We start from the raw sequence: 12,172 nt of genomic DNA on the forward strand, positions 1-12,172 counted from the left end.
TTTGGTGGCACTCACGACACATGCAGATTGGGGTTATAGAGCATTTGCTTGCCTCTGATCGCCACAAAAGCACGACAAGACGATCACATATGGGAGACCACGATGACCATGCCCGGTTCGCTGCCTGAGCCCGAAGCGCAGGCAGGCGGGGCCCTGCCGCCGCCAGCCCCTCCGGCCCCCGGCCCGCTGACGCGCTTGCCGGCGCAGTTGATGGAGCTCTTACAGACCCGCATCGAGCTGCTGTCCACCGAGCTGGAGGCCGAGAAGTTGCGCCTCTTCGGCGCGCTGGTGCAGATGCTGCTGGCCTTGCTGCTGGCCGGTGGCGCCCTGTTCATGGCCAGCCTGGCGGTGCTGATGTTCTGCCCTGAAGCCTGGCGGGGCTGGGCGGCCTTGGGGCTGATGTCGGCTTATGCCCTGCTGGCGGCCTGGGCCTGGCGTGGCGCGCGGGCCCAGCTGAGCCGACCCAGCGGCTTGTTCGCAGCCACGGTGGCGGAACTGGCGCGCGACCGCGCCAGCCTGGGAGGCTGATCGCCATGTTGTTTCAACGCGAACTTCAAGAGCTGCAGCAGCGCCAACTGGCCCTGCGCTTGCGCAATATCGAGCTGCGCGCCGAACTGGGCGGCAGCGTCCGTGAGCTGATGCAGCCGCTTCAGATGGCGCGGAGCTTCATGGCCGGCAGCTCCGAGCTGGGCACCGCAGGTGCCCGCGGCTGGTGGAGCTCAGGCCTCGTCGCCCTGGCGGCCTTGGGTTTGGGTTGGGCGGCGCGACGCCGCATGCACGCGGGCAGCGCGGCACAGGCAGCGAACGGCCCGGTCGAGTCTCTGCTCGGCTGGTTGCGCCTGGGTCTGCGGGTCGCGCGGCTGTGGCGGGAGTTCAGCCGGGCTGGCGCAGGGCTTGACGGCCGGCGCCCGAGCGCGGCCAGCGCGGCGTCCGACACCGGGCTTTGAGCGCCCGGTGCCGCGCGCTCAGCGCGGCCGTTTGACGCCGCGCGAGGCGGTGACCGGCGCTTTGCCGCCCGCCGTCATGCGCGTGCCCGGGGCTGGCGAACGCGCGGGCTGCGGGCTGCCCGGCTTGCCGCTGGCGCGCTGGGGTGCCGCCTTGCCGGCCGGGCGGCTGCCGTTGTCACGCGGCGGCAGGCCGGTGTGCTGGGTCAAGACCTGACCTTGGCGCGGGGTCTGCGGGCTCGAGGCCGGGTGCTTCAAGACTTGCTTGGCCAGGGGCTTGGCCACCGAGGTGCGCACGCCGGTGGGCGTGGAGTTCTTGCGGCGGGCACTTTCGTAGCTGCCGTCGGTCACCGGCTGGTAGGTCGGGATCAGGTGGTGCTTGCCATTGCCGATCAGGTCTTCGCGGCCCAGGGTCTTGAGCGCCTCGCGCAGCATGGGCCAGTTGTTGGCATCGTGGTAGCGCAGGAAGGCTTTGTGCAGGCGGCGGCGGCGCTCGCCGCGGACGATGTCCACGGTCTCGCTGGTCTCGGCGCTGCGGGTGATCTTCTTCAGCGGGTTCTTGCCCGAGTGGTACATGGCCGTGGCCGTGGCCATGGGGCTGGGGTAGAAGGTCTGCACCTGGTCTGCGCGGAAGCCGTTCTTCTTCAGCCAGACCGCGAGGTTCATCATGTCCTCGTCCGAGGTGCCGGGGTGGGCGGCGATGAAGTAGGGGATCAGGTACTGCTTCTTGCCGGCCTCTTCGCTGGCCTTCTCGAACATCTGCTTGAACTTGTCGTAAGTGCCGATGCCGGGCTTCATCATCTTGGACAGCGGGCCGCCCTCGGTGTGCTCGGGTGCGATCTTCAGGTAGCCGCCTACATGGTGGGTGACCAGCTCCTTCACATACTCGGGCGACTTGATGGCCAGGTCGTAGCGCAGGCCCGAGCCGATCAGGATCTTCTTGACCCCGCGCAGCGCCCGCGCACGGCGGTACATCTGAATCAGCGGGCCATGGTCGGTGTTCAGGTTCTGACAGATGCCCGGATAGACACAGCTGGGCTTGCGGCAGGCGGCCTCGATCTCGGGGCTCTTGCAGCCGATGCGGTACATATTGGCGGTCGGGCCGCCGAGGTCGGACACCACGCCGGTGAAGCCCTTGACCTTGTCGCGCATCTCTTCGATCTCGCGGATCACCGAGTCTTCGCTGCGGCTCTGGATGATGCGGCCCTCGTGCTCGGTGATCGAGCAGAAGGTGCAGCCGCCGAAGCAGCCGCGCATGATGTTGACGCTGAAGCGGATCATCTCCCAGGCCGGGATCTTGGTCGCGCCGTCATGGCTGCCGTGCTCGTCGGAATAGCGCGGGTGGGGCGCACGGGCGTAGTTCAGGTCGAAGACATGGTCCATCTCCGGCGTCGACAGCGGGATCGGCGGCGGGTTGATCCAGACGTCGCGGTCGCCGTGGCGCTGCACCAGGGCGCGGGCATTGCCGGGGTTGGTTTCCAGATGGAGCACGCGGTTGGCATGGGCGTAGAGCACCGGGTCGCTTTTGACCTGCTCATAGGCCGGCAAGCGGATCACGGTGCGCTCGCGCGGCGGCATCTGGATCTTGCCGCTGGGTGCGGTCGCCTGGGGCTTGCGCACGATGGCGATGGGCTTGGCGCCGTCTTCCAGGCCCGGTGCTTTCACCTGGCCGGTCACGCAGGAGGCGGCCTTGCTCTCGGCCGTTTCTTCAATGGTCTGGTAAGGGCTGATCAGGGTGTCGATGCGGCCGGGCTGGTCGACGTTGGATGAGTCCAGCTCGAACCATTCGGACGAAGTCGGGTCGTCGGTGCGACGCATGAAGGCCGTGCCGCGCACATCGGTGATGCTCTCGACCGGCTGGCGCGCGGCCAGGCGGTGGGCGATCTCGACGATGGCGCGCTCGGCATTGCCGTAGACCAGCAGATCGGCCTTCGAGTCCACCAGCACCGAGCGGCGGACCTTGTCCTGCCAGTAGTCGTAATGGGCGATGCGGCGCAGCGAGGCCTCGATGCCGCCGATGACGATGGGCACATCGTTCCAGGCTTCCTTGCAGCGCTGGGTGTAGACCAGGGTGGCGCGGTCCGGCCGTGCACCGCCCAGGCCGCCGGGCGTGTAGGCGTCGTCACTGCGGATTTTCCGATCGGCCGTGTAGCGGTTGATCATCGAATCCATATTGCCGGCCGCGATGCCGAAGAACAGATTCGGCTTGCCCAGCACCTTGAAGGGATCGGCGCTCTGCCAGTCGGGCTGGGCAATGATGCCGACGCGGAAGCCCTGGGCTTCCAGCGTGCGGCCGATCACCGCCATGCCGAAGCTGGGGTGGTCCACATAGGCGTCGCCGGTGACGATGATGATGTCGCAGGAATCCCAGCCCAGCTGCTCCATCTCGGCCCGGCTCATGGGCAGGAAGGGGGCGACGCCAAATCGCTTGGCCCAGAACGGGCGGTAGGCCGTCAGGGCTTTTTGGGGTTTCGGCGGGGTGATGGTGGGGTGTGCGGACACGGCGGCAGTTTCCGAAAGAGCAACCCGCGATTGTCCCAGGCCTGAGGGCAAACCCGAGAGCAGCCGTTAAATTTGCGGGGTATTCCGTGTGGAAATGCGGCAGGGCAGGGCGCCTGGGCCTTGCGGAGCCGGTCGGCACGCCAGCGCAACTCAATCTTCGCGCTTCAATCCCTGGCAGATGCCTTGCTGGCCGAGGCGGGCGATTTCCTCCGCGGTCATGGGCGGCAGCAGTGGTTCGGCGCAGGCACTTGGGCTGTGGCTCAGGCTGTTGAGAAAGCCCTCGATGGCGGTCTGCCCCACATCCATGAGGTCAAAGGACTCGGGGTCCATGATCCATTGATGCAGCAAGCCGTCCACCAGGGCCACCAGGGCGACGGCCGCACGGCTGGTGTTCAGGCTCGGTGGCAGTTGGCCGATCTCGATGGCGTGCTCAAAACACAGGCGGTTCTGCTCACGCCAGTTGCGGTGCGATTGCAGCTTTCGCTCCTTGAGGGCCTGCATCTCGCCGGTGTACTCGACTTTTTGCATGGCGATCTCGAACACACGCCGGGTGCGCTCGTTGTGCATGGCCGAGTAAAAGACGTTGACCAGGCCCCAGCGCAGATCGCGCAGGCTGAGCACGCCTTTGGCATCGACGTTCACATCCATGCCTTCTTCCAGGGGCATGGTGGCGCGATCCATCATGGCGTCGAAGAGCTCGGCCTTGTCCTTGAAATGCCAATAGATCGCCCCGCGGGTGACCCCGGCGCTGAGGGCGATGTCCTGCAAGGAACAGCGTGAGACGCCGCGCTGCTGGAACAGCTGTTCCGCCGCGTCGAGCAAGCTCATGCGTGTTTCTTGTGCTTCTTGTTTGGTTTTCCGGGCCATGGTGTAGGGATTTTACGCGATTTAACATACATGCGCGAATGTATGTATATACTGCCGACCGTTCTGCAACAGCCCCAAGGTCCGAGCGTGCCTGACATGTGTCGCCGGCGCTTGATCTGAAGCAAGATGCCCGACACGCCACATCACCCTTCCCCGATCGCCCCCGCTGCGACGCACGCTCTGCCACATCAAAGGACAAGCCCGATGCTGCCCTCCCAACTTCAATCTCCTGAAGCCCCCAATTCCGCCCGCGAGGCCCTGCGTGCCCGTGCGCTGTATGTGCTGCCATTGGCCATTGCCGTGGCCGCTGTGTTGACCGGCTGCGGCGGCGGTGACAAGGCCGCTGCCGGCCCGGGCGGTGGCGGTATGCCGCCGCCGGCTCCGGTCGGTGTGGTCAAGACCGAGTTGCAGGCCGTGGGCCTGCAGACCGAGCTGCCGGGCCGGGTGGAAGCCCAGCGCACGGCCCAGGTGCGCGCCCGCGTCAACGGCGTGGTGCTCAAGCGCTTGTTCACCGAAGGCTCCGAGGTCAAGGCCGGCCAGGTCTTGTTCCAGATCGATCCGGCGCCGTACCAGGCTGCCCTCGACAGCGCCCAGGCCAGCCTGGCCAAGGCGCAAGCCAATCTTGCCCAGGCCGCCGCCCAGGCCGAGCGCAACAAGCCCCTGGTCGAGGCCCGCGCCATCAGCCAGCAGGAGTACCTGAGCAGCGTGGCCGCCGCCAAGGCCGCCGAGGCCGATGTGGCCGCTGGCAAGGCCGCCGTGCAGAGCGCCAAGCTCAACCTCGGCTACGCCGCTGTCACGGCGCCGATCTCGGGCCGCATCGGCCGTGCTCTGGTGACCGAAGGCGCCCTGGTCAGCGCGGCGGAAGCCACCCAGCTGGCCCTGATCCAGCAAACCGGCAGCGTCTACGTCAACTTCACGCAGAGCGCCAATGAAGTGCAGCAGCTGCGCCGCGCCCTGGCCGGCGGCAAGCTGCGCGCCGCCGGTGCCCAGGCCGCCCAGGTTCGTGTCGTCCTGGACGATGGCAGCGAGCTGGCCAAGCCCGGCCGCCTGCTGTTCACCGACCTGAGCGTCGATGCCGCATCGGGCCAGGTCAGCCTGCGCGCCGAGGTGCCCAATGCCGAGGGTCAGCTCTTGCCCGGCCAGTATGTGCGCGTTCGCCTGTCGCAAGGCGAGCTGCCGGCCGGCATCCTGCTGCCGCAACAGGCGGTCAAGCGCAGCAACCAGGGCGATTCGGTCCTGGTGGTCGGTGCCGGCAACAAGCCCGAACCGCGCATGGTCAAGGTCGGCAGCGCCCAGGGCAACCAATGGGTGGTGCTGGATGGCTTGAAGCCGGGCGAGCAGGTCATCGTCGACGGTTTCCAGAAGATGTTTGTGCCCGGTGCGCCGGTCACGCCGGTGCCTTGGTCTGCGGCTGCGGCCGCCTCGGCGCCCGCGGCATCGGCCGCACCCGCCGCTCCGGCCTCGGCCGCCAGCCGCTAATCAGAGGTTCACAACATGGCACGTTTCTTCATTGACCGGCCGGTCTTTGCCTGGGTGATCGCACTGTTCATCCTGGTCTTCGGCGCGGTCTCCATCACCAAGCTGCCGGTGGCGCAGTACCCCACGGTCGCGCCGCCCGCCCTGTCCATCAATGTGGTCTACCCTGGCGCTTCCGCCCGGACCCTGGACGAAAGCGTCATCTCCGTCATCGAGCAGGAGCTCAATGGCGCGCCCAAGCTGGCCTATCTGGAATCGGTCAGCCAGGCCAACGGCACCGGCGCCATCACCGTCACCTTCGAGCCCGGCACCAATTTGGAGCTGGCCCAGGTGGAGGTGCAGAACCGCCTGAGCCGCGCCTCGCCGCGCCTGCCCGCTGCGGTGACGCAACAGGGCGTGCGCATCGACAAGGCCGGCAACAACTTCCTGCTCTTCGTCATGCTGTCCAGCAAGACGGGCACGCTGGACACCAAGGCCCTGGGTGACTATGCCGCGCGCAACATCATCCCCGAGCTGCAGCGTCTGCCCGGCATCGGCCAGGCCCAGCTGTTCGGCACCGAGCGTGCGATGCGCATCTGGCTGGACCCGGCCAAGCTGCTGTCCTTCAACATGAGCCCGGCCGAGGTCAATGCCGCCATCCGCGCGCAAAACGCGCTGGTGCCGGCCGGCTCCATCGGCGAGCTGCCCAATCTGTCCGAGCAGACCATGTCGGCCACCGTGGTGGTCAAGGGGCAGCTGGAGAGCGCCGAGCAGTTCAAGAACATCGTCTTGCGCGCCAACACCGACGGCTCCAGCGTGCGCCTCAAGGATGTGGCTCGCGTCGAGCTCGGTGGCCAGAACTATGGCTCCTACTCGCGCCTGAACGGCAAGCCGGCCACCGGCATCGGCATCCAGCTGGCCCCGGGCGGCAACGCCCTGGCCGCGGCCACCGCGGTCAAGGAGCGCATGGCCGAGCTGCAAGCCTACTTCCCCGAGGGCGTGGCCTACGAGGTGCCTTACGACTCGTCCAAGTTCGTCAAGATCTCGATCACGCAAGTGGTTGAGACCTTGGTGGAGGCCGTGGTCCTGGTGTTCCTGGTGATGTTCCTGTTCCTGCAGAACTGGCGCTACACCCTGATTCCCACCATCGTGGTGCCGATCGCCCTGCTGGGCACCTTCGCCATCATGTTGTGGATGGGTTTCTCCATCAACGTGCTGACCCTGTTCGGCATGGTGCTGGCCATCGGTATCTTGGTGGACGACGCCATCGTGGTGGTGGAGAACGTCGAGCGCATCATGAACGAGGAGGGGCTGCCGCCGCTGCAGGCCACCCGCAAGGCCATGGGCCAGATATCGGGCGCCATCATCGGCATCACCGTGGTCCTGGTCTCGGTCTTCGTGCCCATGGCATTCTTCGCGGGTTCGGTGGGCAATATCTACCGCCAGTTCTCGCTGGCCATGGTGGCCTCCATGCTGCTGTCGGCCCTGATGGCGCTGACCCTGACCCCGGCCCTGTGCGCCACCTTGCTCAAGCCGGTGGAAGCCGGCCACGGCCACGCCAAGACCGGTTTCTTCGGCTGGTTCAACCGTGGTTTCTCGCGCACGGCCAAGGGCTATGAAGGCTGGGTGGCCAAGCTGCTCAAGCGCAGCGGCCGCATGCTGCTGGTCTACGGCGTCATCGTCGCCGCCGTCGGCCTGATGTACACCCGCATGCCCACCTCCTTCCTGCCCAATGAAGATCAGGGTTATCTGATCGTCAATGTGCAGCTGCCCCCGGGCGCCACGGCCAACCGCACCGAAGCGGCGGTCAAGCAAGTCGAAGACTTCATGCTGGCACAGCCCGAGGTGCAGAACACCGTGGGCGTGATCGGTTTCTCCTTCTCGGGCCAAGGCCAGAACGCCGCCCTGGTGTTCGTGCCGCTCAAGCCCTGGGAAGAGCGCATCGGCCCGCAGCACAGTGCTTCGGCCCTGGCGGGCCGTGCCTTCGGCGCGATGATGGCGGTGCGTGATGCCTTTATCTTCCCGCTCTCGCCCCCGCCGATCCCCGAGCTCGGCACGGCCACCGGCTTCGCCCTGCGCCTGCAGGACCGCGGCGGCCTGGGTCATGAGGCCTTGCTGAACGCCCGCAACCAGCTGATGGGCATGGCCAGCAAGAGCAAGCTGATCACCGGCATGCGCCCTGACGGTCTGGAAGATGCACCGCAGCTTCAGCTGGACATCGACCGTGACAAGGCGGCTGCGCTCGGCGTGAACTTCGACGCCGTGGCTGCCGTCATCGGCACCCAGCTGGGTTCGGCCTATGTCAATGACTTCCCGAGCAACGGCCGCCTGCAACGAGTGGTTGTGCAAGCGGAAGCCCAGGCTCGCATGCAACCGGAAGACCTGCTGCGCTTGAATGTCACCAACGTCAAGGGTCAGAGCGTGCCGCTGTCGGCCTTTGCCTCCACCCACTGGATCACCGGCCAGATGCAGGCCACGCGTTACAACGGCTATCCGGCCATGCGCCTGGCTGGCGATGCAGCCCCCGGTGCTTCCACCGGCGCGGCCATGGCCGAGCTGGAGCAGATGGTCAAGCAGCTGCCTCCCGGCATCGGCTACGAGTGGACCGGTCTGTCGCGTGAAGAAAAGCTCTCGGGTTCGCAGGCCACCATCCTGCTTGCCTTCTCGCTGCTGGCCGTGTTCCTGTGCCTGGCCGCGCTCTACGAGAGCTGGTCCATCCCGTTGTCGGTGCTGCTGGTCGTGCCGCTGGGCCTGCTGGGTGCGCTGATGGGAGCGAGCTTCCGTGGCATGCCCAATGACGTGTACTTCAAGGTCGGCCTGATCACCATCATCGGCCTTTCCGCCAAGAACGCCATCCTGATCATCGAGTTCGCCAAGGACTTGCAGGCCGAAGGCAAGGGGCTGATCGAGTCCATCCTCGAGGCCTGCCACCTGCGCTTCCGTCCCATCATCATGACCTCGCTGGCCTTCATCCTGGGCGTGACGCCGTTGTTCTTCGCCACCGGCGCGGGCTCGGCCAGCCAACGTGCCATCGGCACCGGCGTGCTCTCGGGCATGGTGTCGGCCACGGTTCTGGCGGTGATTTTTGTGCCGGTGTTCTTCCTGGTGGTGCGCCGCGTGTTCAAGGGCAGCGAACGCCAACGCCGCATCTACGCCCATCAGGCCGATGGTGCCCAGCCCAGCGGTGCTTTGCCCGCCGAGGAGGTTTGAATGGAAAACAACAAGACCTTTCGCAAGACCCCGATGCTGCGTCTGAGCGCGCTGGCCTTCGCAGCCCTGAGCCTGTCGGCCTGCGGCAGCCTGGCCCCTGAGCATGCGCGCCCGGCCGCCCCGGTGGCCGCGCAGTGGTCGGCTCCGTCCGCCACCAGCGGCACGGCCGCGGCCGAGCTGAGCTGGCAGAGCTTTTACGGCCGGGACGAGCGCCTGCGCGCCCTGATCGATCTGTCACTCAAGAACAACCGCGATCTGCGCGTGGCCCTGCTCAATGTCGAGCAGGCCCGCGCCCTGGCCCGCGTCAGCGAAGCCAGCCGCCTGCCCACGGTCAACGCTGGTTTCAGCGCCAGCCGCCAGCCCAACAGCAATGGCGTGGGCAGCAGCAACAACTTCCAGGCGGGCCTGCAGGTCACGGCCTATGAGGTCGATCTGCTGGGCCGGGTGAAGAACCAGGTCGATGCCGCCACGGCCCGCTACCTGGCCACGGCCGAAGGCAGCCGCGCCGCCCAGATCAGCCTGGTGGCCGGCGTGGCCTCGGCCTATCTGGTGCTGCAGGCCGACGAGGAGCTGTTGCAGCTGGCCCAGCGCACTCTGGCCTCGCGCGAAGACACGCTGCGCCTGACCCGTCTGAAGTTCGAGGCGGGCGCGGCGTCCTCGCTGGACCTGAGCGCGGCCGAGTCGGCTGCAGCCGCCACCCGTGCGGCCGTGGCCCAGCAGCAGCGCCAGCGTGCCCAGGACGAGAACGCCCTGGTGCTGCTGGTCGGTCAGCCCTTGCCGGCTGATCTGCCGGCGGGCCAGCGCCTGCAAGCGCAAAGCCTGGCCGATGTGCCGGCCGGCCTGCCTTCTGAGGTGTTGGTGCAGCGCCCCGATGTTCTGCAGGCCGAGCAGCAGCTGCGTGCCGCCAATGCCAATATCGGCGCGGCCCGCGCGGCCTTCTTCCCCAGCATCACCCTGACCAGCAATCTGGGCACGAGCAGCTCGCAGCTGTCCGAGCTGTTCAAGAACACGGCCTTCAGCCTGGTCGGCCAGGCCTTGATGCCGATCTTTGATTCGGGTCGCAACGAGGCCAATCTGCAAGCCGTCAAGGCGGCCCAGGGCGTGGCCGTGGCGCAGTACGAAAAGGCGGTGCAAACCGCCTTCCGTGAGGTGGCCGATGCACTCGCCGGCCGCGCCACCTTTGGCGAGCAGCTGCAGGCCCAGGCCGCGCAGACCGCCGCTGAATCGCAGCGTTTGAAGCTGGTGGAACTGCGCCATGCCAACGGTGCCTCCAACAGCCTGGAACTTCTGGACGCCCAGCGCGCCGCCTTCGCGGCCGAGCAAGCCTTGCTGCAAGTGCGCCTGGGCGCCTTGCTCAACGGCGTGCAGCTGTACAAGGCCTTGGGCGGCGGCGTGAAGTCCAGCTGATGCGCTGACGATACGCTGCAGCCCCAGCAAAAAGGCGCCCGGTCGATGTTTCGACCGGGCGCCTTTTCTTTTCCGGTGACTCTTGGCTGGAGCGAGCCGACCTGGCTCAGCGGCTGCGCGCCTGCTCTCGCTTCATGAACAGATAGAGGCTCTCCACCTTGGCGCGGGCCCAGGGGGTTTTGCGCAGGAACTTGAGGCTGGAGCTGACGCTGGGGTCTTGCTGGAAGCAGCGGATGGGGATCTGCTCGCCCAGTTCACGCCAGCCGAAATAGTGGGCCAGTTCGGTGACGATGGCTTCCAGGGTGATGCCGTGCAGCGGGTCTTTGTTTTTCTTCGCCGGGTTGGGCTTGGCTGCGGTGTCGGGGGCAGGCGCCGCAGCAGAGGCCGTGGCCGGGGTCTCGGGCTGCTCGCTCATTGGTGGTCGAACTGCGAGGCGTTCTTGCCTTTGAACTGGGCGTAGAAGGCCTTGATCTTGACCATATCGGCCTCGATGTCACCGCTGGGCACGAAGATCGGGCCCAGGCCGCTGAGCTTGCGCTCGTAGTCCATGTAGGCCATCACGATGGGCACCTGGGCGGTGTGGGCGATCCAGTAGAAGCCGGTCTTCCAGTAGCGGGTCTTGCTGCGTGTGCCCTCGGGCGGCACGATCAGTTGCACCGCGCCATCGGCGGCCACCAGGGCCGCCGCGGAGGCCGCCACCAGATTGCTCGATTGCTCGCGGTTCACGCTGATACCGCCCAGCCAGCGCATCACCGGGCCGAAGGGCCAGCGGAAGATCTGCTGCTTGCCCATCCAGTAGACATTGAGCCGCAGGGCGAAGGCCACCATCAGCGTGTAGGGCAGGTCCCAATTGCTGGTGTGCGGGGCGGCGATCAGCACGCATTTGGGGTGGGCGGCCGGTAGCTGGCCGTCCAGGGTCCAGCCGCGCAGCTTCAAGAAGGCGATGGAGAAGCCGCGCAACAGGCTGTTGACGACGGGCGTGGTGAAAATGGTTCTGTGCATGGGAGTGGGGCGCGGCGAACCGGTGATTATCCCGCCCCGCTCAGGCTGGGTGCCGGTAGCTCTGCCTGTTTTTGCGGCAATCCAGCAAAGATTCCGTGAAATCAAGCACTTGCGAGCGGCGTGCGCAGGCTGTGCACGGACTTGTCCACAGACGCTGTGGAGCGAGTGTGTGCCCCGCGCCTGCGGCCCGGGCGCCGAAGAAAGCCGGTCTTGGCCGCTTTGCTCGGGCTTTGGCCGCCGGCCGCTTGCACGGACACTCAGCCCCAAGCCTTGGAGGTGGTTGAGTGCACGAAGGGGTTGTTCTGAGCAATTTGGCGCGCGCCTGGTCAGGCTTGACCGGGCAGAGCTGTGCCTTTGCGCCGGCCGCCGAGCCCCCCACGCCGCAGGCCGATGACGCCTGCTTCATGCTGCCCATCACCGATTGCGTCACCGGTTTCAGCAGCCATCCGCGCGCGCTGGTGCTCCTGCTCATGGGCGCGGCCGAGAGCCAGGCCCTGGCCGCGGCCATGTTCGGCCTGCCGCCCGAGCAACTGAGCCCGGCCGACCTGCAGGACGCCGGCGCCGAGCTCTGCAACATCCTCAGCGCCAGCCTGATGGAATGCCTGGATGACGCCAGCCTGGCCAACCTCGGCCTGCCGCAACCGCTGGACCGCCAGCAGTGGCCCGAATACACGCACCGCGGCGAACGCCGCGCCCTTTTTGTGGTATCCAGCGACCAGCCCCGCCGGCTGGCCGTGATGCTGACTGACATCCATCGTGATGGCAGCTTTTGCCGCGAGTGAAGA

At 66.9% G+C, this 12,172-nt stretch carries 10 protein-coding genes; 6 read left to right on the forward strand and 4 right to left on the reverse strand.

Annotation, left to right across the window (positions count from 1 at the left end):
* Positions 1-102: 102 nt before the first annotated feature.
* On the forward strand, positions 103-528 hold the full coding sequence (locus C1O66_RS20475) for a phage holin family protein (RefSeq protein WP_102769885.1): 426 nt from the start codon (positions 103-105) through the stop codon (positions 526-528).
* 5 nt (positions 529-533) lie between these two features.
* On the forward strand, positions 534-947 hold the full coding sequence (locus C1O66_RS20480; RefSeq protein ID WP_102769886.1) for a hypothetical protein: 414 nt from the start codon (positions 534-536) through the stop codon (positions 945-947).
* An 18-nt stretch (positions 948-965) separates the two neighbouring features.
* On the opposite strand, the gene C1O66_RS20485 is transcribed toward C1O66_RS20480, so the two are convergent.
* Positions 966-3,329, reverse strand: coding sequence for a YgiQ family radical SAM protein (locus C1O66_RS20485; RefSeq protein ID WP_394341051.1), 2,364 nt, complete (start codon positions 3,327-3,329; stop codon positions 966-968).
* Between the two features lie 267 nt (positions 3,330-3,596).
* Positions 3,597-4,274 carry a TetR family transcriptional regulator gene (locus C1O66_RS20490; RefSeq protein WP_165794714.1) on the reverse strand — a complete coding sequence of 226 codons (678 nt, stop codon included), beginning with the start codon at positions 4,272-4,274 and terminating at the stop codon, positions 3,597-3,599.
* A 246-nt stretch (positions 4,275-4,520) separates the two neighbouring features.
* On the opposite strand from C1O66_RS20490, the gene C1O66_RS20495 reads away from it, so the two are divergent.
* The 3 genes from C1O66_RS20495 to C1O66_RS20505 are packed head-to-tail and all read left to right on the forward strand — an operon-like array spanning position 4,521 to position 10,385.
* Positions 4,521-5,792: an efflux RND transporter periplasmic adaptor subunit gene (locus C1O66_RS20495; protein WP_394341052.1), complete on the forward strand. Its 1,272-nt coding sequence runs from the start codon at positions 4,521-4,523 to the stop codon at positions 5,790-5,792.
* 15 nt (positions 5,793-5,807) lie between these two features.
* On the forward strand, positions 5,808-8,978 hold the full coding sequence (locus C1O66_RS20500; protein ID WP_102769890.1) for an efflux RND transporter permease subunit: 3,171 nt from the start codon (positions 5,808-5,810) through the stop codon (positions 8,976-8,978).
* Positions 8,979-10,385, forward strand: a complete 1,407-nt coding sequence (locus tag C1O66_RS20505) for an efflux transporter outer membrane subunit (RefSeq protein ID WP_102769891.1) — start codon at positions 8,979-8,981, stop codon at positions 10,383-10,385.
* Between the two features lie 106 nt (positions 10,386-10,491).
* Here the strand turns inward: C1O66_RS20505 and C1O66_RS20510 are convergent, their stop codons facing one another.
* Positions 10,492-10,800: a VF530 family protein gene (locus C1O66_RS20510; protein WP_102769892.1), complete on the reverse strand. Its 309-nt coding sequence runs from the start codon at positions 10,798-10,800 to the stop codon at positions 10,492-10,494.
* Positions 10,797-11,387 (reverse strand): 1-acyl-sn-glycerol-3-phosphate acyltransferase, encoded by a 591-nt coding sequence (locus C1O66_RS20515; protein ID WP_102769893.1) that lies wholly within the window; start codon positions 11,385-11,387, stop codon positions 10,797-10,799. The genes C1O66_RS20510 and C1O66_RS20515 overlap by 4 nt, the downstream gene beginning before the upstream one ends.
* Before the next feature lie 284 nt (positions 11,388-11,671).
* Between C1O66_RS20515 and C1O66_RS20520 the strand changes: the two genes are divergently transcribed.
* Positions 11,672-12,169: a hypothetical protein gene (locus C1O66_RS20520; RefSeq protein WP_133155313.1), complete on the forward strand. Its 498-nt coding sequence runs from the start codon at positions 11,672-11,674 to the stop codon at positions 12,167-12,169.
* Positions 12,170-12,172: the final 3 nt, after the last annotated feature.

It is taken from the genome of Paucibacter aquatile (assembly GCF_002885975.1).
In the GTDB taxonomy this organism is placed as follows: domain Bacteria; phylum Pseudomonadota; class Gammaproteobacteria; order Burkholderiales; family Burkholderiaceae_C; genus Paucibacter_A; species Paucibacter_A aquatilis.